The sequence below is a fragment of the Curtobacterium sp. PhB137 genome (assembly GCF_003814955.1).
Lineage (GTDB): Bacteria > Actinomycetota > Actinomycetes > Actinomycetales > Microbacteriaceae > Curtobacterium.
On sequence record NZ_RKQO01000005.1, the window covers coordinates 1 to 23,590 of the forward strand.

Consider the following 23,590-nt stretch of genomic DNA (forward strand, 5'->3'; position numbering starts at 1 on the left):
TTTTTTGGTTGGGGATGGACTCGCGGCCTATCAGCTTGTTGGTGAGGTAATGGCTCACCAAGGCGACGACGGGTAGCCGGCCTGAGAGGGTGACCGGCCACACTGGGACTGAGACACGGCCCAGACTCCTACGGGAGGCAGCAGTGGGGAATATTGCACAATGGGCGAAAGCCTGATGCAGCAACGCCGCGTGAGGGATGACGGCCTTCGGGTTGTAAACCTCTTTTAGTAGGGAAGAAGCGAAAGTGACGGTACCTGCAGAAAAAGCACCGGCTAACTACGTGCCAGCAGCCGCGGTAATACGTAGGGTGCAAGCGTTGTCCGGAATTATTGGGCGTAAAGAGCTCGTAGGCGGTTTGTCGCGTCTGCTGTGAAATCCCGAGGCTCAACCTCGGGCTTGCAGTGGGTACGGGCAGACTAGAGTGCGGTAGGGGAGATTGGAATTCCTGGTGTAGCGGTGGAATGCGCAGATATCAGGAGGAACACCGATGGCGAAGGCAGATCTCTGGGCCGTAACTGACGCTGAGGAGCGAAAGCATGGGGAGCGAACAGGATTAGATACCCTGGTAGTCCATGCCGTAAACGTTGGGCGCTAGATGTAGGGACCTTTCCACGGTTTCTGTGTCGTAGCTAACGCATTAAGCGCCCCGCCTGGGGAGTACGGCCGCAAGGCTAAAACTCAAAGGAATTGACGGGGGCCCGCACAAGCGGCGGAGCATGCGGATTAATTCGATGCAACGCGAAGAACCTTACCAAGGCTTGACATACACCGGAAACGGCCAGAGATGGTCGCCCCCTTGTGGTCGGTGTACAGGTGGTGCATGGTTGTCGTCAGCTCGTGTCGTGAGATGTTGGGTTAAGTCCCGCAACGAGCGCAACCCTCGTTCTATGTTGCCAGCGGGTTATGCCGGGGACTCATAGGAGACTGCCGGGGTCAACTCGGAGGAAGGTGGGGATGACGTCAAATCATCATGCCCCTTATGTCTTGGGCTTCACGCATGCTACAATGGCCGGTACAAAGGGCTGCGATACCGTAAGGTGGAGCGAATCCCAAAAAGCCGGTCTCAGTTCGGATTGAGGTCTGCAACTCGACCTCATGAAGTCGGAGTCGCTAGTAATCGCAGATCAGCAACGCTGCGGTGAATACGTTCCCGGGCCTTGTACACACCGCCCGTCAAGTCATGAAAGTCGGTAACACCCGAAGCCGGTGGCCTAACCCTTGTGGAAGGAGCCGTCGAAGGTGGGATCGGTGATTAGGACTAAGTCGTAACAAGGTAGCCGTACCGGAAGGTGCGGCTGGATCACCTCCTTTCTAAGGAGCATCTGGCCTCGTGTGCCCTTCGGGGTGGGCGTGGTCCAGGCGCCGAGTAACCCGAACGTGGTTGCCGGTAGCTCATGGGTGGAACATTGACAGTGCAGTTGGGAGTGATGCTTCCGACCTCAGTACGCTCTGCTTGCAGGGTTGGGACGGGTTGGGGTGGAGTTGCCTGCTGGTGCACGTTGTTGGGTCCTGAGGGACCAGGCTTCCTGATCTGCCGTGAGGTGGGTTGGGGGTTGGGCCTACGGGTCCTTCGTTGGGCCGCATGAAGCACTGTCACTGGACGGTGGGGAGTGTGGTGCCGATCGTATGTTGAGAACTACACAGTGGACGCGAGCATCTTTGATTCGCGTCATCCAATCGACCGGGCACTTTTGGTGTTCGTGTTGTGGGTGATGACGGATCGCAATTTTAATCTTTGTGGTCAAGTTTCTAAGAGCAAACGGTGGATGCCTTGGCATCTGGAGCCGAAGAAGGACGTAGAAATCTGCGATAAGCCTCGGGGAGCTGATAATCGAGCCCTGATCCGAGGATTTCCGAATGGGGAAACCCCGCTGGGCGCTTTTGTGACCTGGTGACTCCCGCCTGAATATATAGGGCGGGTAGAGGGAACGTGGGGAAGTGAAACATCTCAGTACCCACAGGAAGAGAAAACAACATGTGATTCCGTGAGTAGTGGCGAGCGAAAGCGGATGAGGCTAAACCGATCATGTGTGATAGCCGGCGGGCGTTGCATGGTCGGGGTTGTGGGACACGTCACTCAGTTCTGCCGGACTGGGGCGGTTACAGCGCATCATAGTCGAACCGGTTTGAAAGCCGGGCCGTAGTGGGTGCCAGCCCCGTAGACGAAATGGTGTTATGGCCGGATGTGTATCCCAAGTAGCACGGGGCCCGAGAAATCCCGTGTGAATCTGTCAGGACCACCTGATAAGCCTAAATACTCCCAGATGACCGATAGCGGACAAGTACCGTGAGGGAAAGGTGAAAAGTACCCCGGGAGGGGAGTGAAATAGTACCTGAAACCGTTTGCTTACAAACCGTCGGAGCCTCCTTAGTAGGGGTGACGGCGTGCCTTTTGAAGAATGAGCCTGCGAGTTAGTGATATGTGGCGAGGTTAACCCGTGTGGGGCAGCCGTAGCGAAAGCGAGTCTGAATAGGGCGTTTGAGTCGCATGTTCTAGACCCGAAGCGAAGTGATCTATCCATGGCCAGGTTGAAGCGACGGTAAGACGTCGTGGAGGACCGAACCCACTTCAGTTGAAAATGGAGGGGATGAGCTGTGGATAGGGGTGAAAGGCCAATCAAACTTCGTGATAGCTGGTTCTCTCCGAAATGCATTTAGGTGCAGCGTTGCGTGTTTCTCGCCGGAGGTAGAGCTACTGGATGGCCGATGGGCCTCAACAGGTTACTGACGTCAGCCAAACTCCGAATGCCGGTGAGTGAGAGCGCAGCAGTGAGACGGTGGGGGATAAGCTTCATCGTCGAGAGGGAAACAACCCAGACTACCAACTAAGGTCCCTAAGCGTGTGCTAAGTGGGAAAGGATGTGGAGTTGCATAGACAACCAGGAGGTTGGCTTAGAAGCAGCCACCCTTGAAAGAGTGCGTAATAGCTCACTGGTCAAGTGATTCCGCGCCGACAATGTAACGGGGCTCAAGCACACCACCGAAGTTGTAGATTTCGCACACTAGACAAGCCTTCGTGGTTCAGTCGTGCGGAGTGGTAGGAGAGCGTCGTGTGGCGAGTGAAGCGGCGGAGTGATCCAGCCGTGGACGCTACACGAGTGAGAATGCAGGCATGAGTAGCGAAAGACGGGTGAGAAACCCGTCCTCCGAAAGACCAAGGGTTCCAGGGCCAGGTTAATCCGCCCTGGGTAAGTCGGGACCTAAGGCGAGGCCGACAGGCGTAGTCGATGGACAACGGGTTGATATTCCCGTACCGGCGAACAACCGCCCAAGCTAATCCAGTGGTGCTAAGAGTCCTAACCCGGATCAACCGGATCCCTTCGGGGTGATGGTGGCCGGTCTAACGCTCGACCCCATGCTGGTGCGGTTAGCGTATGAACAGGTGTGACGCAGGAAGGTAGCTGAGCCAGGCGATGGTATCCGTAAGGTGAACCTGGTGTAAGGATGTAGGGCTGACGATAGGCAAATCCGTCGTCTGTACGCCTGAGATCCGACGCGTACCCGTAAGGGGAAATCAGTGATCCTATGCTGCCGAGAAAAGCATCGACGCGAGGTTGCAGCCGCCCGTACCCGAAACCGACTCAGGTGGTCAGGTAGAGAATACCAAGGAGATCGAGAGAATCGTGGTTAAGGAACTCGGCAAAATGCCCCCGTAACTTCGGGAGAAGGGGGGCCGGACACGTGACCGGATTTACTCCGTGAGCGTTGAAGGCCGCAGAGACCAGTGGGAAGCGACTGTTTACTAAAAACACAGGTCCGTGCGAAGTCGCAAGACGATGTATACGGACTGACGCCTGCCCGGTGCTGGAAGGTTAAGAGGAAGGGTTAGCCTTTGGGCGAAGCTCTGAATTTAAGCCCCAGTAAACGGCGGTGGTAACTATAACCATCCTAAGGTAGCGAAATTCCTTGTCGGGTAAGTTCCGACCTGCACGAATGGCGTAACGACTTCCCAGCTGTCTCAACCGCGAACTCGGCGAAATTGCACTACGAGTAAAGATGCTCGTTACGCGCAGCAGGACGGAAAGACCCCGTGACCTTTACTACAGTTTGGTATTGGTGTTCGGTGTGGCTTGTGTAGGATAGGTGGGAGACTGTGAAGCGGGCACGCTAGTGTTCGTGGAGTCATTGTTGAAATACCACTCTGGTCACTCTGGATGTCTAACGTAGGACCCTGATCGGGTTCATGGACAGTGCCTGATGGGTAGTTTAACTGGGGCGGTTGCCTCCCAAAGAGTAACGGAGGCGCCCAAAGGTTCCCTCAACCTGGTTGGCAATCAGGTGGCGAGTGTAAGTGCACAAGGGAGCTTGACTGTGAGACTGACAGGTCGAGCAGGGACGAAAGTCGGGACTAGTGATCCGGCAGTGGCTTGTGGAAGCGCTGTCGCTCAACGGATAAAAGGTACCTCGGGGATAACAGGCTGATCTTGCCCAAGAGTCCATATCGACGGCATGGTTTGGCACCTCGATGTCGGCTCGTCGCATCCTGGGGCTGGAGTAGGTCCCAAGGGTTGGGCTGTTCGCCCATTAAAGCGGTACGCGAGCTGGGTTTAGAACGTCGTGAGACAGTTCGGTCCCTATCCGCTGCGCGCGTTGGAAATTTGAGAAGATCTATCCCTAGTACGAGAGGACCGGGATGGACGAACCTCTGGTGTGTCAGTTGTTCTGCCAAGGGCACCGCTGATTAGCTACGTTCGGACCGGATAACCGCTGAAAGCATCTAAGCGGGAAGCCGTCTTCGAGATGAGATTTCCATGCACCTTGAGTGTGAGAGGCTCCCAGCAGACTACTGGGTTGATAGGCCGGATGTGGAAGCGGGGACTAACGACCCGTGGAGCTGACCGGTACTAATAAGCCGAAGACTTGATAACACACTGATTTCCGTGCACTTGTTGCACGGGCTCGCGTCCACTTTGTGGTTCCCGACAGACGATCGGGAATCAAACTGAATACACCGCTTTGCCCATTCGTGGGCAGCAGCCGGAACATGTTTGAGACCAGGATTGATGGTCGAAAGTGTTCCGGTGGTCATAGCGAGAGGGAAACGCCCGGTCACATTCCGAACCCGGAAGCTAAGCCTCTCAGCGCCGATGGTACTGCAAGGGGGACCTTGTGGGAGAGTAGGACGCCGCCGGACTTAACGTTGCAACACCAGGGAACCCCTGACCAGCACTGGTCAGGGGTTTTCTGCGTTCACGCGTCGCTCGAGCAGGGCGTGACGGTAGCATTGGCGGGTCATGACTGCGCCATTCACCACTGCTTCCGGGTCCGAGATCCGCGTCCGTTTCTGCCCGAGCCCGACGGGGACCCCGCACGTGGGGCTCATCCGCACGGCGCTCTTCAACTGGGCGTACGCACGCCACACCGGCGGCAAGCTCGTGTTCCGCATCGAGGACACCGACGCCGCGCGGGACAGCGAAGAGTCCTACGCGCAGATCCTCGACGGCCTGCGCTGGCTCCGGCTGGACTGGGACGAGGGCGTCGACGCCGGCGGTGAGCACGGACCGTACCGGCAGTCGGAGCGGACCGCGATCTACGACGACGTCATCGCGAAGCTCAAGGCGTCCGGGCACATCTACGAGTCCTTCGTCACGCCCGAGGAGATGGAGGCCCGCAACAAGGCTGCCGGGCGCGATCCGAAGCAGGGCTACGACAACCACGAGCGGGACCTGTCCGACGACGAGCGTCAGGCGTTCCGCGACCAGGGCCGCGAGCCGGCGCTGCGACTCCGGGTCCCGGACCGTGACCTGAGCTTCGACGACCTCGTCCGTGGCGAGATCACCTTCAAGCAGGGGACGTTCCCGGACTTCGTGGTCGTCCGGCCGAACGGCAAGCCGCTGTACACGTTCACGAACCCGGTGGACGACGCCCTGATGGGCATCACGCACGTCCTGCGTGGCGAGGACCTGCTGTCGTCGACCCCGCGGCAGATCGCCCTGTACGAGGCGCTGTACGAGATCGGGCTCGCACCGGCGATCCCGGTGTTCGGTCACCTGCCGTACGTCATGGGCGAGGGCAACAAGAAGCTCTCGAAGCGCGACCCCGAGGCGAACCTGTTCCACCACCGCGACGCCGGCATGATCCCCGAGGGGCTCGTCAACTACCTGGCCCTGCTGGGGTGGTCGATCGGTGCCGACCGCGACGTCTTCTCGATCGACGAGATGGTGGCGGCGTTCGACGTCACCGACGTCAACCCGAACCCGGCGCGCTTCGACCACAAGAAGGCCGAGGCGATCAACGGCGACCACATCCGGTTGCTCGAGCCGTCGGACTTCCGCTCCCGGCTCCTGCCGTACCTGACCGACCTCGTGGCCGACCCGCCGACCGCGGAGCAGACCGAGGTCCTGACGAAGGCGGCGCCGCTCGTCCAGGAGCGCATGCAGCTGCTCGGTGAGGCCCCGGCGATGCTCGGGTTCCTGTTCACCGCCGACGCCGACCTGGTGGTCGAGGACGACGCACTGGCATCGCTCAAGGGCGACACCGGCGCCGTGCTCACGGCCGGCATCGCGGCGCTCGAGCAGCTCGACGACTGGCGCACCGAGGCGATCGAGGGTGCCCTCCGCACGGCGCTCATCGACGACCTCGGGTTGAAGCCCCGGGTCGCCTTCGGTCCGCTGCGCGTGGGGGTCTCCGGGCGCCGGATCAGCCCGCCGCTCTTCGAGTCGATGGAGATCCTCGGCAAGGAGTCCACCCTGACGCGGCTCCGCGCCCTCGCGGCCCGCTGAACGGCGAACGATGAGCACCGCGGGAAGCGCTGCAGGACCCACGGGCGTGCCGAGTACCCCGGTCGTCCACGACGTCGCGGTCATCGGCGCCGGACCGGCCGGTCTGAGCGCTGCGCTCAACCTGGTGCGGGCGAAGCGCACGGTGCTCCTCGTCGACGCGAACCGGCCACGCAACGCCGCGACCCTGCGGTCGCACGGCTTCCTGACGCGTGACGGGATCTCCCCCCTCGAGCTCCGGAAGCTCGGTCGCGCCGAGGTCGAGGAGTACCCCGAGGCGACGATCGTGCAGGCCGTGGTCGACCTGGTGACCCCCGACGCCGACGGGTGGCGGCTGCACGGGACCTGGCGTGGTGCCGAGGTGGACGCGCGGGCGCGGACCGTCGTCGTCGCCACGGGGCTGCGCGAGGAGTTCCCGGCACTGCCGATGCTCCGTGCGTTGTACGGCACCGCGGTGCACAGCTGCGTCGAGTGCGACGCCTACGAGAAGGCGGGGGAGCCCCTCGCCTTCATCTGCGAGACCGACGACGTCGTGGACCGGGCACTGCTCATCGCGGCGTGGGCCGACGACCTCATCGTGTACACGAACGGTGTCGCTCCGCTCGACGACGCGGGGCGAGCCCGGTTGGCGCGTGCCGGCGTCGTGGTCGACGAGCGGGTGATCGAGGACCTCGAGGGCGACCGGACCGGCATGACCGGGGTCCGGCTGGTCGACGGCCACGTGGAGCCGCGGACGGGCGGCTTCGTCCGACCGACGTGGCACGCCGACCTCGACTGGCTGCGCGCCGACACGCCCGGCGCGCCGACGGCCCCGGAGCGCGATGCCCACGGACTCCTCGTCGTCGACCGGGTCGGCCGGACCACGGTTCCCGGGCTGTACGCCGTGGGGGACGTGACCCCTCCCGGGCCGGAGCAGCTCATCGTCGCCGCCGGGCACGGTGCCACGACGGCAGCGGCAGTGCACCGAGACCTCGTGGGTGGTCTCGTGGACCTCCGGGATGCTGTACAGTAGTTGATCGTGCCCCGGACAACGGGGACAGAAGGCCAGCAGGCCTTTTGGGGTATGGTGTAATTGGCAACACAGCGGTTTCTGGTACCGTCGTTCTTGGTTCGAGTCCAGGTACCCCAGCACTCGAAGAACAGCCCCCGGGATCCCCGGGGGCTGTTCTCGTCTCCGGACTCGTGCGCCGCCATCGCCTCCATCGGCGATCCACAGGCTCCGGACTGCGCATTCCGAGGTTGCGCGGAACCGCACGATGCTCCGCGCCCACCCGGGCCACCCGCGGCCCTGGACCGTCCCCGTACGAGGGCCGAGCACGCTGGCGGAGGTGCACCGGTCCTCCCGGTCGGGTTGCGTGACCCCGCACCCCGCGTGACACGGCTCGTGGGCCGTACCCCGTCGGACGTACCGTCGCAGGACCGGCGCGGGACCCGCGGCGGCCCGCCGACGAGCATCCGAGGTGTCATCGTGACCTCCGCCGACCCGCTGACGACGACCGAGCACTGGACCCACCGCGCCGCGATCCCGCTGGCGGACGACCACTCCGTGCTGGACCGCTGGGACCGTGTGGTCGCGCTCCACGGTGACGCCGCTGCTCTTGCCGGGGACGGCCGTCCCTACACGTTCAGCGAGGCGGACCGGGCGGCGCGCGACCTCGCGTCGGTGCTCGGGGCCGAGCTCCGACCCGACGACCACAGTGGTGCCGGCGTCGGCGCCGTGGCCGGTGGGGCATCGAAGCCGGTCGGCGTCATGGCCGGCCAGACCACCGAGGCCGTCGTCGCGATCCTGGCGCTCGTCCGCGCGGGGCGCACCGTGGTGGTGCTCGACGAGCACCTGCCAGCCGTCCGTCTCGGGCACGTCGCGCAGCTCGCCGGGGTCGACGAGATCGTGGCGGACGCCGCACGCGCCGACCTGGCGGCGACCGTCGTCGCCGACCGGGACGGCCGGGTGCACGCACTCGACGAGCTGATCGAACGACGCGGCGAGACAGCGGGCAGCGCGACAGCGGGCAACGAAACAGCCGGCGGCGAGACCGCGGGCAGCGAAACGCAGCCGGACACAGCGGCCGACGCGACCGGCACCCGCCCGGGCGGCCACGACGCGTTCGCGATCGTGTTCACCTCCGGCTCGACGGGCATGCCGAAGGGTGTCGTCCTGACGCACCGGCAGCAGCTCGCGAACGCCGAGCAGGACGCCGTCGCCCTCGGCACCGGACCCGGTGACCGCCTCGGCGTGGTCCTGCCGCTGTCGTTCGCCGCCGGCCTGCTGTTCTCGTTCGACACCCTGCTGAGCGGCGGCAGCGTCGTGCTCCTCGAACCCCGCGAGCTCGGGGTCGAACGCCTGCTCGCACGGTTCTCCGCCGACGGCGTGAACGTCCTCGTCTGCACCCCGCACCTGCTGCGCTCGATCGTCGGCTCGCAGACGGCACCCGGGGCGCAGGCGTCCGGGGCGGGCCCCGCGCTCGGCGGCCTCCGCTTCCTGATGACCACCGGCGAGGCGGTGACCGGCGCCGACATCGCCGCCGCCCGACCGCATCTCGACCCGACGACGCTGCTGCTGAACGCCTTCGGGTCGAGCGAGACCGGCTGCGTGGCGTACTGCCCCGTGGAGCCCGGTGCCCCGGTGCCCGAGGGCGTGGTGCCCGCTGGGTGGCCGCTGCCCGGCAAGCAGGTGCTCGTGCTGCGCGAGGACGGCAGCCCCGCCGACCCGGGGGAGACCGGCGAACTCGTCATCGTCTCCCAGGGCCTGACCGCCGGGTACTGGGGTGCCCCGGAGAAGACCGCCGAGCGTGCCGGACGCACCGACGACGGTACGCCGACCTGGCGCCAGGGCGACCTGGCCCGGATCGAGCCGGACGGCCGGCTCGTGCTGCTCGGACGCTCCGACGACGCCGTCAAGGTCCGCGGGTACCTCGTGGAACCGAGCGAGGTCGAGGCGGCGCTCCGCGCGATCCCCGAGGTGCACGACGCCGTCGTCACCGCGCAGGTCGACCCGCCCGCCGTCACCCGCCTCGTCGCGTACGTCGTCGGCCGTCCGGGCCAGCGCACGCCGGCGCCCGCGGCCCTGCGCCTGGCCCTGCGCGACCGCCTGCCGGAGTACATGGTGCCGGCGTCGATCGTGCCGATGACCGAGCTGCCGCGGAACGAACGCGGCAAGGTCGACCGGGCCGAGCTGCCGGGTGCGCCGAGCATCGAGACCGAGATGGTCGAGGGCGAGTACGACCAGTGGGAGCTCGTGGTCGGGCAGATCTGGGCCGAGGTGCTGGGCCTGCGCGGCGTCCACCTCGACGAGGACTTCTCGGCCCTCGGCGGCGACTCGTTGTCGGCGGAGGAGATGCTCGCGCTCGTGCAGAGCCGTCTCGGCATCGACCTGCGCTCGTCGGACGTCCTGCAGCACCCCACGCTCCGAGCGTTCGCTCGACGGGTGCGGAGCGGCACGACGGCGCTGCCGAGCCACCCCGACGTCGTCAAGGTGTCCGGCGCGCGCGAGTCCGGCCGTCCGCCGGTGTTCTGCTTCGCCGGCGGTGGTGCGCTCGCCCTGACGTTCCTGCCGTTGTCCCGCTACCTGCCCGAGCACGACGTGTACGCGTTCCAGCAGCACGGCCTCGAGCGTCGGGGCATGCCGGACTGGAGCATCCAGGCCAGCGCCCGCCGGTACGTCGCCCTGATGCGCATCGTGCAGCCGCGCGGACCGTACCTGCTGGTCGGCCACTCGCTCGGCGGACTGATCGCGCTCGAGATCGCCCGGCTGCTCACCGAGAGCGGCGAGCAGGTCGAGCACGTCGCGTTGCTGGACACCTACCTGCCGCGGACCGGGGCCGAGGGGGTCCGGAAGCACTTCGGACGGCTCGAGCCCCGCGAACACCGCAACCCCGCAGTCCGTGTCGTCGGCCAGCGCCTCGCCGGGGCCGTCCGGCGGGTCATGCCGTCCGGCATGTCGTGGGGCGAGCACGTCGCGAAGCGCGCGCGGGCCTACAGCGCTGGTGTGCTGCGGCACGGCGGGCAGAAGGACTTCGACGCCTTCTTCGACCAGGCCGAGCTCGTCACCCGGCGGCACCACCCGACGCCGTTCCACGGACGGGCGACGTACGTGCTCGCCGATGCGAACCCGGACGCGACCGGCTGGTCCGCGCTGCTGCGCGGGCGGACCGAGACGGTGCGGATCGCGGCCGAGCACAGCTCGCTGCTGCGGGAACCGCACGTGGCCGACCTCGCGACGGCGCTGCGTGCGGCGTTCGCGACGGAGGGCGCGGCCCGGAACTGAGCGGCTGCGCGCATCGAGTGAGCAGAAGACGTCGCCTCCGCGGTCCGGAGGCGACGTCTTCTGCTCACCGGGTGCGGTGGTCGCGACCAGGAAGCGGACGGGAGGCGCGGGGCCAGCTGGCACCGCGCCTCCCGTCACGTCTGCCCCTGCGTCCACGGCACGCGGCCGGCGCGGTGTTGCGGGTTTCCGTATCCGCGGCCGAGTGTCCGCAATGGACCGCACCGCGCATTGACCGCCTGCCACCCCGCGACGATGGTTGGACACGCGGGGGAGAGTACCCACTCACCTGCGAAGCCGGCGGCGTCGTACCCGCGTCCCGCTGCTCGACCGACGACGGTCACCGTCGTCGATGCGTCATCCGAGGACGCGCCGCTCGTCACACGAGCCACAACCCGACAGCAACCCTGACCCGACAGGACCGCGCCCATGCCCGCACGTACCGTTCGCCCTGCAGACCCGAGGGTCTCCGTCGTCATCCCGGCGCGGAACGAGGCCCGAAACCTCGAGATCATCCTGCCGAAGCTCCCGCCGGTGTACGAGGTGATCCTGGTCGACGGCAACTCCGTCGACGACACCATCGCCACCGCGCAGCGCGTGATGCCCGACATCCGCGTCGTGCACCAGACCCGCAAGGGCAAGGGCAACGCCCTCGCCTGCGGGTTCGAGGCCGTCACCGGCGACGTCGTCGTCATGTTCGACGCCGACTGCTCCGCCGACCCGGACGAGATCCCGCGCTTCGTGCAGGCGCTCGTCGAGGGCGCCGACGTCGCGAAGGGCACCCGCTACTCGCTCGGCGGCGGCAGTGACGACATCACGATCGTCCGCAACCTGGGCAACCGTGGCCTGAACATGCTCTGCAACATCATCCTCGGCACCCGCTACAGCGACCTCTGCTACGGCTACAACGCCTTCTGGGCCGACGTCCTGCCGGAGATCGGCCTGCTGTCCTCCGAGCTGCCGAAGCCGTCCGACGGCTCGATGCTCTGGGGCGACGGGTTCGAGATCGAGACCGTGCTCACCTGCCGCTGGTCGGCCGCCGAGCTCGCGATCACCGAGGTCCCCAGCCACGAGAAGCTCCGCGTGCACGGCTCGAGCAACCTGAACGCCGTGACCGACGGCATCCGCGTGCTGAAGTCGATCATGCACGAGCGTCGTCGCGCAGCGATCGGCCGCTCCGAGGTCCGTCGTGCCGCGATGAGCGTCGTGCCGCCGGCCGAGCAGCTGGCCGCCGTACCGCACGCCGCCGCACCGCACGCTTCCGCTCCGCACGCTCCGGTCCACGCGGCCGGGCACGCCCCGCTCGGCGCGCACGCCCCGCACGGCGCCCCCGTCGCGGCCGTCGCCAGCCTCGAGGAGGAAGTCGCGTGACGACCGTCGCGGTCGTCATCTGCGCCTACACCCAGCAGCGCTGGGGCGACCTGCAGGACAGCGTCGAGTCCGCCAAGCGCCAGCCCGAGGCCCCCGAGGTCGTCGTCGTGATCGACCACGAACCCGAGCTCCTCGCCCGCGCCGCGGCGCGCTGGCCCGAGCTCCGCGTCGTCCCGAACACCGAGGACCGCGGCCTGTCCGGTGCCCGCAACACGGGCGTCGCCCTCACCGACGCCGACGTCGTCGCGTTCCTGGACGACGACGCGACCGCCGACCCGGACTGGCTCGGCCACATGCTCACCGCCCTCGAGGACCCGGACGTCGTCGGCGTCGGCGGCCGGGCCACACCGTCCTGGCCCACCGCCACCGGTGCCGGCCCGTACGCCGACGAACTCCTCTGGATCGTCGGCTGCTCCTACCGCGGCCTGCCCGAGACCCCCGGCGACGTGCGCAACGTCATCGGCTCGAGCATGGCGTTCCGCCGTGACGCGATCATGCTCGCCGGCGGGTTCCGCTCCGGCATCGGCCGCGTCGGCAACCAGCCGCTCGGCTGCGAGGAGACCGAACTCTGCATCCGCATCGCCCAGGCCCGTCCGGGTGCGCGCATCCGCCACGAACCGCGCTCGAACGTCTCGCACCGGGTCTCCCCGGACCGCGTGACGATGCGCTACCTGCGCCGTCGCAGCTACTACGAGGGCATCTCGAAGGCCGTCCTGAGCCGTCGCGTCGGCACGGGTGACTCGCTCGCCAGCGAGTCGACGTACCTGACGAAGGTCATCCCCGGAGCGGTGCTGCGCGAACTGCGCCACATCGGTCGCGGCGGTGCCCTGCGTGCCTTCGCGATCGTGCTCTCCGTCGCGTCGACCGTCACGGGCTACGCCGTCGGGCGTGTCCTCGGTGGCGTCGTCGTCCGCACCCCGGCGGCCGCCCCCGTCCCCCAGCCGGTGGGGACGCGGTGACCCGCGCGACCCTGGCGATGGTCATCTCGCCGATCGTGACCGGGCCGCTGTCCCCGACGTGGGACGGCGCCCTGTGGGTCGGCGAGGTCGACCGCGCCGACGTGCACGCGTCCAGCCACCGTGACGTGGTCGCACTCGAGGGCGCCGCGGGCTACCGGCGCGCCCGACTGCTCGTCCGCGACCACGGCGAGCCGCTCGGCTTCGTCGAGGCGGACATCACCGAGCGTCGCCGCATCGGCGGGACCATCGACGTCCGCACCCTCCAGCGCGCGATCCGGCCGATGCCGGTGCCCGAGCGTCGGCCGGCAGCAGGTCTGGTGCTGCCGTCCGTCACCGTGGTGCTCTGCACGGACGGGGCCGCTGGCACCACCATGCGGTCGGTGCTCGCCAACGAGTACCCCGACTTCGACGTCGTCGTCGTCTCGCACGGCGCCGACGACAGCGGCACCGCGACGGTCGAGATCGGCGGTCGGCGCGTCACCACGATCGCCGCGCCGACCGGTGGCCTCGCCGCCGCCCGCAACGCCGGACTCCTCGCCGCGAGCGGCGAGGTCGTCGCGTTCGTCGCCGAGGGCGCCGTCGTGGACGGTGACTGGGTCGCCGCGTTGGCCACCGCCTTCGCCGCGGACCCCGACGTCGCCTGCGTCACCGGGCTCGTCCCGAGCGCCGAACTGCGCACCCCCGCGCAGCGCTGGCACGACGACCGCACCGCAGCTGGCCGCACCGTCCGCCGTCGGGTGTTCCGCCTCGACGGCACCGACGACGCGCCCCCGCACCACCCCTTCGCCGCCGCTGCCTACGGCACCGGTGACAACCTCGCCGTGCACCGCGCGACCGCGCTCCGGATCGGCGGCTTCGACACCGCCTTCGGACCGGGCACCCGCGTCGGTGCCGGCGACGACCTCGACCTCTTCACACGACTGCTGTTCGCCGGATCCGCGATCGCCGTCGAACCGGCCGCCATCGCGTGGCAGCGATCGGCGGACGACGTCGCGTCGCTCCGCGCCGCTGCAGCCGCGCACGGCCACGGACTCGGAGCCTGGATGACCAAGAACGCCATCGACCGCGAGTCGCTCACCGCATCGGTGGACGCAGCGCCCGAGGCGCTCAGCGCCTTCGCACGACTCGGCCTCGAGCAGGGCGACCGTGCGACGGACATCGCCGGCGACCAGCCCGGGGACGCGGACCGCGTGCCCGACGCGGTCGACGCCGAGTTCGCCGCCACCCAGCGGCGGCTGCGCGGGGTCGAGCAGCGCTCGGTCCTGACGGCGCCGTTCCTGGCGCTCGTCGAACGACTGCGTGGTGGTGGCACGATCGACCGGAACGCCCGCGGTCGCCACGAGCTCCGGCACGGTCTGGCCTCGGCCGGTCCCGCCCGCCCGCTCGCGGTGGACGCGATGAGCCCGATCGCACGACTCACCGCAGCGGCGATCGTCGTCCTGACGCTCCTCGTCGCCGGGGTCGCCGCGATCGCCGGACTCCCGGTACTGCGGGGGAGTGCGATCGGCGTGTACCTGTTCGCGCTGCTCGGCGTCGCACCCCTGCTGCTCGTCCGCCCGATGCCGCTGGCACGCTTCAGCGTCTTCGCGGTCACGGCGTCGCTCGTCGGCACGATCGGCATCGGCTACACGATGGCGACGTTCCAGCTCTGGAACCCCACGGTGCCGTTCGTCGGGGTCGTCGTGCTCACCGCCGTCGCCCTCGCGATCGCCGTGCCGCGTGACGTCGCCGAACTGCAGCGCGCCCGCCTCGAGCCGGCCGCCGTGGGCGCCACGGCCCGTCGCTGGACCACCACCGACACCGTCACCGCCGGCTCGGTCGTCGGCCTGCTCGTCATCGTCGTCGCCGCGCTCACGCACATCGGCGACCCGGTGCCGGACGGGCTGTTCGGGTCGCTCGGCCCGGGCCTGGTCATCGGACTGGCGATCGTCGTCGCCGCTGCCGTCGTCGCCCTGGTGCGCGGTCGCGGACTCGCGATCCCGGTCGTCGTGCTCGGCGGGTCGATCCAGCTCGCACAGGCCATCACCTACGGCATGCCCACCGTGATGGCGGCCGCCCGTCACATCGGCGTGCTCGAGTACATCCGCCGCTGGGGTTCGACGAACCCGGCCGCCGACATCTTCCAGACGTGGTCCGGCCTGTTCGCCGGCGGCGCCTGGGTCGCGGACGTCGGCGGGATCGACAACGCGATGACCATCGCCGCGTGGGTCCCCGTCCTGCTGGCCTTCAGCACGACGATCGCCGTCGGGGTCCTGGCCGCCAACTGGCTGCCGGGCAACCGTCGCCCCTGGATCGCCGCGTTCCTGACCGCGATGACCGGCTCGCTCAACACGACGTACTTCTCGCCGCAGTCGGTGGGCATCCTGATGTCCCTGGTGATCCTCGTGCTGGCCGTCGGCCCGCTGCGACGCACCGCGGTGACCGCCGCCGACGGCGTCCGCTCGACGATCCTGCGGGCCCGCCGCGTCGGCCTGTCCCGGATCATCGCGATCACCCTGATCGGCATCGTGCTGGTCGTCACCCACCAGATCTCCCCGTACCTGACGGTCGCCGCACTCGTGACGCTCATCGTGTTCCGACTGCTCCGCCCCTGGTGGCTCCCCGTCGTGGTGCTCGTCCCCGCCGTCGGCTTCGCCCTGCTGAACGACGACATCCTCGGCAAGTTCCTGTCCCTGGGAGCCGTCGGCAAGGTGCTCGACAACGTGCAGCCGCCGTCGCACGACATGACGGTCCTGCCGAAGCCGCTCGTCACACGGCTCGCGTTCGACATCCCCGCGGCGGCCCTCGTGGTCCTCGGCCTCGTCGCCGTGATCACCGTGCTGATGCGCCGCGACCGCGTGCACTGGGGACTGCTGGCCACGGCAGCGAGCCCGATCTCGCTGCTCGTCGCGACGAACTACGGCCAGGAGGGCATCTTCCGCGTCGTGCTGTTCGCGACACCGTGGATCGCGATCCTGGCGGCGGGGCTCCCGATGCCCAGCGGCCGGCTGGCTCCCGTCGGTCGACTCGTCACCCGTGCGGTGCAGCCCACGGCGGTCAAGGTCGTCGTCGCTGCGGCCGCGGTCGCCGCGATGGTCGGCATCGGCGCGTTCGGTCAGACCGCCCTCGACTGGAACCGCGTCCCGACGCGCAGCCAGTCGGCGGCGACGCAGTTCTACGACGCGACCGCGCCGAAGGGCTCCATGATGCTGCTGACCGGTTCGGCGAACGCCGTCCCGAGCAACACCGGCGCACGCTACTTCGACGTCGGGGCGCTGTCCCGCGAGGTCCTCGGGGCGTACCCGGAGCCGGAGGGCTACGACGCCGAGGCCGACGTGTCCACGATGACCCGCCAGCTCGTCCTGGACTGGCCGGCGACGAAGTACTACGCACTGGTCGCCGAGCCCTTCGGCGCCTACGACGAGCGGTACGGGTACCAGACCGACGCCGACTACCAGGAGCTCGCGGCCGCGATGGCCGACTCGCCCTACTGGAAGCGCGTCTTCGGCTCCGGCACCACCGCCGTCTACGAACTGACCCCGGCTGGGCTGGCGCATGCGACGAACTGAGGAACGCACGGCCCGGGCCTCCCGGCGGACGTGGCGCACGCGCGCCGCGTCCGCCGCGGCGGTCCTGGGGGTCCTGGCGGTCGTCGTCGCCGTCATCGCCGGACCCGGCGGTGCGATGTCTGCCGACGCACGAGGTCGGAAGACACCGCCGCCGAGCACGCCGACCAGTACGCCGACGCCCACACCGACGCCGACGCCGACGCCCAGCAGCACACCGACGGGTGGCACGGCCGCCGCGAACGCCGACTGCAGCGCCGGCCGGGTCCTCACGATGGTGGCGCACGCCGACGACGACCTGCTGTTCTCCGGAACCGAGCTCCGCGCCGACATCGACGCCGGCAAGTGCGTCCGCTCGGTCATCGTCACCGCCGGTGACGCCGGCAAGCCCGCCTGGTACTGGCAGTCCCGCGAGAACGGGTTGATGGCGTCGTACGCGTCGATCGCCGGCGTCTCGTCGAACTGGACCGCCGGGCAGCTCTCGGTCGCCGGCCACACGCTCCGCACGGCGACCCTGGCGACGGCCCCGCGGCTCAGCCTGGTGTTCCTCGAGCTGCCGGACGGCAACATCGACGGCTCCGGCTTCGCGGCCACGGGCAGCGAGAGCCTGGAGAAGCTCTACGAGGGCCAGATCAGCACGATCCACACCGTCGCCGGGGCAGCCCAACCGACGTCCTTCTCGCTGACCGACCTGCGCGCGACGTTCTCCGGGCTCGTCACCGGGTACGCGCCGACCGAGATCCACACGCTCGACCACGGCGGCACGTACGGCGACGGCGACCACAGCGACCACCACACCGTCGCGTACCTCGCCGACCAGGCGCAGTCCGCCTACACTGCGGCGCACACGTTCACGGGCTACCTCGGGTACCCGATCGCGGACCGCCCGTCGAACCTGAGTTCCGCGCAGACGGCCGCGAAGGCCGCCGCCTTCTTCGCGTACGCCGCGTACGACGGTGAGACCTGCGGGTCCACCTCCGCCTGCGCGTCGCGCCCGGAGGGCTCCTGGCTGAGCCGGCAGTACGCCGTCGGCTCGTCGGCCCAGCCCCCGACGGACCCGCCGACCTCGCAGGGCACCGACGTCACCGCCGGCGCGACCGTCACCGCGAGCGCCGAGAACCCGGCCGACGGTCAGACCGCCGTGAAGGCCGTCGACGGCGTCGTGAGCGGCTACCCGGACGCTCCGACGGCCGAGTGGGCGGCGCCCGGCGGCCGGGCGGGCACGTGGATCCAGCTGAACTGGTCGGCGGGAACCACCCTGCACGAGATCGACCTGGCCGACCGGCCGAACAGCGACGACCAGGTGACCGGCGGCACGCTGACGTTCTCCGACGGCACCAGCGTCGCCGTCCCGTCGCTCGACAACGGGGGAGCCGTGCAGCGTGTCGCGTTCAGCGCCCGCCAGGTCACCTGGGTGCGGTTCACGGTCGGTTCCGTGAGCAGCACGACCCGGAACGTCGGCCTCGCCGAGATCCGGGCGTTCCGGCCGGCGGACACCACGCCGACGCCCACGCCGACGCCGACCCCCACGCCCACCCCGACGCCGACCCCCACGCCCACCCCGACGCCGACGCTGTCGGACGTCACCGGGTCGGCCACCCCGACCGCCGCGTGGGACGACCAGTCCACCGGGCAGACCGTCGCGAAGGCCGTCGACGGCGTCGTGTCGGGCTACCCCGACAACCCGACGGCCGAGTGGGTCGCCCCGTGGGGCCGGACCGGGGTGTGGATCCAGCTGGACTGGGCCGCCTCGCAGCACCTCGGTCGGATCGTCCTGAACGACCGCCCGAACAGCTCGGACCAGGTCACCAGCGGCACCCTGACGTTCTCGGACGGCAGCCAGGTCGCGGTGGGCACACTGCCGAACGGCGGCGACGCCCTGACGGTCGACTTCACCCCGCGTGACGTCACCTGGGTGCGGTTCACGGTGACGGGCGTCTCGAACAGCACCGGCAACGTCGGTCTCTCCGAGATCCGCGCGTGGACGACCGGGTGACCGACGAGCAGGGCGACGGCCAGGAGGCCCGCCCCACCTGGTCGGAACACGTCGCCGACGACGCGGCATCCGCCCACGGCGCCCCACCGGCACACGGTCGCGGCCTGTCCCGGCACCGGCCGCCGCGGCGCCCCGGCACCCGCCGGACCGCGCTCGCGGCCGGCGCCCTGCTCGTGGTTGCCGGCATCGTCGCCGGCACCACGACCGCGACCACCACGGCGAACGGTGACGACGTGACCCTCGACGACCCGAGCGGCGTCTCGATGCCGAGCTCCGAGCCCGAGGGGTGGACCCGGGTGTTCGGCGAGGACTTCGCGGACGCCGCCACGAACCGGACCTTCGAGTCCCGGTACTCGGACCGGTTCGTCGCGTACCACGGGTTCGCCGACACCGCGGGGACGGGGCGCTACCAGGCGTCCACCCTGTCGGCGCACGACGGCGTGCTCGACGTGCGTCTGCGGACCACGCGCGCCGGGGTGCCGCTGGCGGGCGGTGTCGTGCCGCTCGTCGACGGCGAGTGGGGCGGGCAGACCGCCGGCCGGTACAGCATCCGGATGCGCAGCGACGAGGTCGACGGCTACGGCGTCGCCGTGCTGCTGTGGAGCGACGAGAACCTGTGGTCGGACGGTGAGATCGACTTCCCCGAGGGGGCGCTCGGTGCGCCCGCCTGGCTGAACGTGCACTGCCTGGCCGACCCCGCCGAGAAGTGCATCCACCAGCAGACCGAGGCGTCGCTGCAGGACTGGCACACCTACACGATCGAGTGGACCGCCGACCGGATGTCGTTCCTGGTCGACGACGAGGTCGTCGGCACGACCACGGAGAACATCCCGACCGCTCGGATGCACCTCGTGGTGCAGGCCGGGTCGAACGACGGGAACCCACCGGCGGACGCCGCCGGGTCGCTCCTCATCGACTGGATGACGATCGACGTGCCGGCGGACGGTGCCGCGCCGAGCGCGTCGCTGCCGGACGACACCGCGACGACGGACCCGAACGACTGAGCGGTGCCGACGTCGTCGTCGGCACCGCTCGGTCTTCGTCCATCAGTGCTTTGCGTGCGCCTCGAGCGCCCGGAGCAGCGCCGCGACGTGCCGCTCCCGGCCGTAGCGGTCCCGCACCCAGGCGCGGCACCGGTCCGCGAGTCCCGGTTCGGTCCCGGCCGCGTGCAGCGCCTCGAGGACCTTGTCGGCCAGCGCGGCGGTCTCGGTGGGGTCGACGGTGAAGCGCGTCCACTCGCCGCTGAGGATCTCGGCGGTGCCGCCCGACGCCGCCGCGACGACGGGGCGTCCGGTGGACATCGCCTCGACGACCACGCGGCCGAACCCCTCGGGCTCGATGGAGGGTGCCACCACGACGTCGGCGGCGTGCAGCAGGGGGACGACGTCGTCGCGCTCGGGCACCACGACCACGGATCCCTCGGGCAACGCGGCGATCGCGCGGTGCACGGCGGGGGCGTCCTGTGGGTACAGCGCACCCGCCAGGACGAGCACCGGAGCCGGGGCGGGCGGTGTGCCGGGCCCGACGAGGACGCGGGCCGACGCGTGGACGCGACCCCACGCCTCCAGGAGGGCCAGGACGCCCTTCGACCGCGTGAGCCGTCCGTAGTAGAGCACCACGGGGCGGTCCTGGTCGAGGCCGAGCGCAGCGCGTGCTCGGCGTGTGCTCGCCGGCGTGGCGGCGGGGAACGCCGCGGTGTCGACGCCGTTCGGGACCACGTCGACGCGGTCCGGCGGGGCACCGACGGCGGTCCACGCACGGGCCATCGCCGCCGAGACCGCGAGGTACCGGGTCCGGCCGCCGGCGAACGGGCCGAGCCGACGGTAGTTCGGGGCGTGGTGCAGGTGCACGGCCAGGGGGACGCCGGACACGAAGGACACGACGCGGCCCCACGGCAGGAACTCCGGACGGTTCAGCCACAGCACGTCCGGGCGTGACCGGCGGAGGCGCAGGCCCTCACGGACGAAGCGGAACACGTCCGTCGGGGCGGTCCGGATGCCGAAGCGGTAGTCGCGGGCGTGGCGCAGTCGGACACCGAGCCGGTCGAACACCGCGCGGCCCTCGTCCGGGTCGCCGTCCGGACCGGCGCGGTGCCACACCTCGACGTCGTGGCCGGCTGCGACGAGCTCGCCGACGTCCTCGACGACGCAGCGTTCGACACCGCCGGTGATGGCGAGTCCGTTGGTGGCGACGACGACACGCAGCGGACGGGGGGTGGAACGGGTCATGCGGATCCTCCGCGAGCGAGTTTCAGGCGGCGGAAGAACCAGGGCAGGCACGCGGCGACGCCGACGATGCGCACGATGTTCCACGCCAGGTCCTGCGGCGGGAGGAGCGAGGCCGCAGCGACGACGATCGCGATCGCGATGGCGAGCAGCACCCGGCGTCGAGGGCCGCGCCACTCACGGCGGTCCGGCAGGGAGGCCTGCTGCAGCGCGGCGAGGATGGCGTAGGCGATGACCGTGGCGATGCCCGCGCCGACGATGCCCGTCAGGGGCACCAGCACCAGGTTCGCCGCGATGTTCACGACACCGGCGACGGCGCCGATGACGCCGACCGTCACGCCGCGGCGCTCGACCAGCAGGAGCCGGCCGGTCGCACCGCTCGCGACCACCGGGAACGCGGTCAGGGCGACCACGAAGACGACGACGGTGAGGGACTCGACCCGGTACGACGCCGGGGCCAGGATCGGCAGCGCCACCGGCGACACGAGGGTGACGGCGACGAGCACGGGGGCGAGGAGCATGTAGAGCTCGTCCCGGGCGTGCATGGCGAGCCGGCGGCGGGCCACGGCGTCGCGGAGGGCGGCGAAGTGCGGCGCCCAGGCCTGGTTCGTGAAGGTCAACAGCAGGATGACCGCGGAGCCGACGACGTAGGCGATCTGGTAGCGGGCGACCTCGTCGGCACCGAGCAGACGCTGCACGACGAGCCGGTCACCGGCGTTCAGGACGAAGTACGACAGGCTGCCGAGCGCGATCGGGACACCGAGCTTGAACGCCCGGACCGTGGTGCGGTGGTCGAACAGACCGCGGACGCGCGGCTTCGTGGCGATGATGCCGATGACCATCGCGGCACCCTGCGCCACGACCCCACCCCACGCGTACGTGGTCGCGTCAGCGTGCACGGCGGCGAGGAGCCCGAGACCGATGATCGACCCGCCGACGGACGACAGCAGGCTCGTCACGGCGAACACGCGGATGCGGTCCTGGGCGACGAGCAGCGCGAGGGACAGCTGCACGATCGCGGCGGGCCCGGTCCAGAGCACGGCGACCAGCAGCAGGGGGTGCTGGTCGACGAAGCCCGCGGCGTCGCCCCAGAGCGGGATCGACACCAGGGCGAACACGGTGACGGTGACCGCGGTGACCATGCCGACGAACATCAGGCCCCGGGCACGCCGGTCGTCGCCGTCCTCGGCGCGCTGCAGCACCGACGCCTGGTCGATGCCGCAGACGGCCACGACCACCAGGGCCTGGTACAGCGCGATCGCCGAGGCCAGCACGCCGAACTCGGCCGGTGGCATCAGGTGCGCGAGCACGGGGGAGATCAACGAGCTCACGACGAGCTGCATCGACCAGACGACCACGTAGAGCAGGCCCCGGCCGAACAGGACGGACGAGCCGCGTGCGACGGCGATCGAGTCCGTGTCGGTGGACAGCGCGCCGGGGGCCGCCGGCTGCACGGACGCCTCGAGCTCGTCGTCGTCGGGCTGTGCCGCCAGCGCAGCCGCCTCGGCCGCACGCGCCTCGCGTCGGGTCTGGGGGACGGTCACTGTGCCACCACCACCGGCTGGTCGTCGGCTGACGTGCGGAGCCCGAAGGTCGCGTCGACCACGTCGAGCAGGTCGGTGCTCCGGGACGTCGAGAACTTCCGGGCGAACACGTACGGGGTCGACTGGTCAGCCGCGGTACGACGCTCCAGCACCCGGCCGGCGTCCTCGATCCCGAGCCACGGCGGGCTCTTCTGCTTCGTGCCGTCCCACCCGATCCACCAGAGCGGCTGCACCGCGTGGGCGTCCGCGAAGTCCGGGGTGAACGCCGGGGTCAGCAGGACCGATGGCACGAAGGTCTCGTCGCCGATCCACACCCGCTCCCAGAACGCCACCAGGTCGGGGCGCCCGTCGAACACGTCGACGACCCCCTGCGCGTGGTGGCGGGCCAGGACCTTGAGCTGCGAGCCGCCGCCGAACACGACGTCCCGCGGGACCCGACGGGGGACCGGCAGGCGCAGCATGTGCTTCCGCCACGCCCAGTGCCGGAACCGCACGCGCGACCGACCGCCGTCGCGACCCCACGCGGGGTGCGGGAGCGGCTTCGCCTCGACGAACGACCGCCCGGGGTTCGCGGTCAGGAGCGCCGAGATCTCGTCGGCGTCGGCCAGCGGGTAGTCGCTGCCGGTCAGCAGCGCCACGTGCGTGGCGTCCGTCTGCGCCAGGGCAGCACGGTAGCCGGCGACCTCGGCCGCGACGTTCTCCCACTTCGCCCACCCGGTGCGCATCCGCGGCAGCACGTGCACCCGTTCGGGCAGGCCGGCGGTCATCGCCTCGAAGACGTCGTCGTCGGTGCTCGCGTCGCAGTGCAGGAACACCGGGAACGGGTCGAGCGCCGCCACGAGCCGACGGACGTGCGTCGGGTCCTCGTGGGCGAGGACGATGCACGCGAGTGGCGTGGGAGTGATGGCCATGTCCGCGACGCTAAGCGGGCCCGGCAGCACCGACAAGGGAGGTCGGGACCACCTGCGG

The 23,590-nt window shown here is 69.3% G+C and carries 11 protein-coding genes, 1 tRNA gene and 3 rRNA genes; 12 read left to right on the forward strand and 3 right to left on the reverse strand.

Features of this window, described 5'->3' with window-relative positions:
• From EDF28_RS06685 to EDF28_RS06750, 12 genes are all read left to right on the forward strand, one after another.
• Positions 1 to 1,312 (forward strand): 16S ribosomal RNA (locus tag EDF28_RS06685); the annotation flags it as partial.
• A gap of 428 nt (positions 1,313 to 1,740) precedes the next feature.
• Positions 1,741 to 4,869: ribosomal RNA gene (locus EDF28_RS06690) — 23S ribosomal RNA — on the forward strand.
• A gap of 149 nt (positions 4,870 to 5,018) precedes the next feature.
• Positions 5,019 to 5,135: ribosomal RNA gene (gene rrf / locus EDF28_RS06695) — 5S ribosomal RNA — on the forward strand.
• A gap of 100 nt (positions 5,136 to 5,235) precedes the next feature.
• On the forward strand, positions 5,236 to 6,723 hold the full coding sequence (gene gltX / locus EDF28_RS06700) for a glutamate--tRNA ligase (protein WP_123937652.1): 1,488 nt from the start codon (positions 5,236 to 5,238) through the stop codon (positions 6,721 to 6,723).
• A 10-nt stretch (positions 6,724 to 6,733) separates the two neighbouring features.
• Positions 6,734 to 7,732, forward strand: a complete 999-nt coding sequence (locus tag EDF28_RS06705) for an NAD(P)/FAD-dependent oxidoreductase (RefSeq protein WP_123937653.1) — start codon at positions 6,734 to 6,736, stop codon at positions 7,730 to 7,732.
• 45 nt (positions 7,733 to 7,777) lie between these two features.
• Positions 7,778 to 7,849 (forward strand) — tRNA-Gln (locus EDF28_RS06710).
• Positions 7,850 to 8,188: 339 nt separating this feature from the next.
• Positions 8,189 to 10,984, forward strand: coding sequence for an alpha/beta fold hydrolase (locus EDF28_RS19185; protein WP_185094165.1), 2,796 nt, complete (start codon positions 8,189 to 8,191; stop codon positions 10,982 to 10,984).
• A gap of 426 nt (positions 10,985 to 11,410) precedes the next feature.
• Positions 11,411 to 12,352, forward strand: a complete 942-nt coding sequence (locus EDF28_RS06730) for a glycosyltransferase family 2 protein (RefSeq protein WP_123937655.1) — start codon at positions 11,411 to 11,413, stop codon at positions 12,350 to 12,352.
• Positions 12,349 to 13,311 (forward strand): glycosyltransferase family 2 protein, encoded by a 963-nt coding sequence (locus tag EDF28_RS06735; protein ID WP_123294830.1) that lies wholly within the window; start codon positions 12,349 to 12,351, stop codon positions 13,309 to 13,311. The genes EDF28_RS06730 and EDF28_RS06735 overlap by 4 nt, the downstream gene beginning before the upstream one ends.
• Positions 13,308 to 16,859, forward strand: a complete 3,552-nt coding sequence (locus tag EDF28_RS06740) for a glycosyltransferase (RefSeq protein ID WP_123937656.1) — start codon at positions 13,308 to 13,310, stop codon at positions 16,857 to 16,859. The genes EDF28_RS06735 and EDF28_RS06740 overlap by 4 nt, the downstream gene beginning before the upstream one ends.
• The gene (locus tag EDF28_RS06745; protein WP_123937657.1) at positions 16,846 to 18,852 is read left to right on the forward strand and encodes a PIG-L family deacetylase; all 2,007 of its coding nucleotides are present in this window, start codon (positions 16,846 to 16,848) and stop codon (positions 18,850 to 18,852) included. Before EDF28_RS06740 ends, EDF28_RS06745 begins: the two co-directional genes overlap by 14 nt.
• Positions 18,837 to 19,856, forward strand: a complete 1,020-nt coding sequence (locus tag EDF28_RS06750) for a glycoside hydrolase family 16 protein (protein ID WP_185094166.1) — start codon at positions 18,837 to 18,839, stop codon at positions 19,854 to 19,856. The genes EDF28_RS06745 and EDF28_RS06750 overlap by 16 nt, the downstream gene beginning before the upstream one ends.
• Positions 19,857 to 19,898: 42 nt before the next feature.
• Here EDF28_RS06750 and EDF28_RS06755 read toward each other — a convergent pair whose 3' ends face one another.
• The 3 genes from EDF28_RS06755 to EDF28_RS06765 are packed head-to-tail and all read right to left on the reverse strand — an operon-like array spanning position 19,899 to position 23,532.
• Positions 19,899 to 21,080: a glycosyltransferase family 4 protein gene (locus tag EDF28_RS06755; protein ID WP_123937659.1), complete on the reverse strand. Its 1,182-nt coding sequence runs from the start codon at positions 21,078 to 21,080 to the stop codon at positions 19,899 to 19,901.
• Entirely contained in the window at positions 21,077 to 22,621 is a 1,545-nt protein-coding gene (locus EDF28_RS06760) for a lipopolysaccharide biosynthesis protein (protein ID WP_123294825.1), read from the reverse strand. Before EDF28_RS06760 ends, EDF28_RS06755 begins: the two co-directional genes overlap by 4 nt.
• The gene (locus tag EDF28_RS06765) at positions 22,618 to 23,532 is read right to left on the reverse strand and encodes a beta-1,6-N-acetylglucosaminyltransferase (protein WP_111086034.1); all 915 of its coding nucleotides are present in this window, start codon (positions 23,530 to 23,532) and stop codon (positions 22,618 to 22,620) included. Before EDF28_RS06765 ends, EDF28_RS06760 begins: the two co-directional genes overlap by 4 nt.
• Between the last annotated feature and the right edge of the window lie 58 nt (positions 23,533 to 23,590).

Coding starts and splice junctions, on each gene's coding strand:
- gltX (WP_123937652.1), top strand. CDS start 5,236: ATGACTGCGCCATTCACCACTGCTTCCGGGTCCGAGATCCGCGTCCGT.
- EDF28_RS06705 (WP_123937653.1), top strand. CDS start 6,734: ATGAGCACCGCGGGAAGCGCTGCAGGACCCACGGGCGTGCCGAGTACC.
- EDF28_RS06730 (WP_123937655.1), top strand. CDS start 11,411: ATGCCCGCACGTACCGTTCGCCCTGCAGACCCGAGGGTCTCCGTCGTC.
- EDF28_RS06745 (WP_123937657.1), top strand. CDS start 16,846: ATGCGACGAACTGAGGAACGCACGGCCCGGGCCTCCCGGCGGACGTGG.
- EDF28_RS06755 (WP_123937659.1), bottom strand. CDS start 21,080: ATGACCCGTTCCACCCCCCGTCCGCTGCGTGTCGTCGTCGCCACCAAC.
- EDF28_RS06765 (WP_111086034.1), bottom strand. CDS start 23,532: ATGGCCATCACTCCCACGCCACTCGCGTGCATCGTCCTCGCCCACGAG.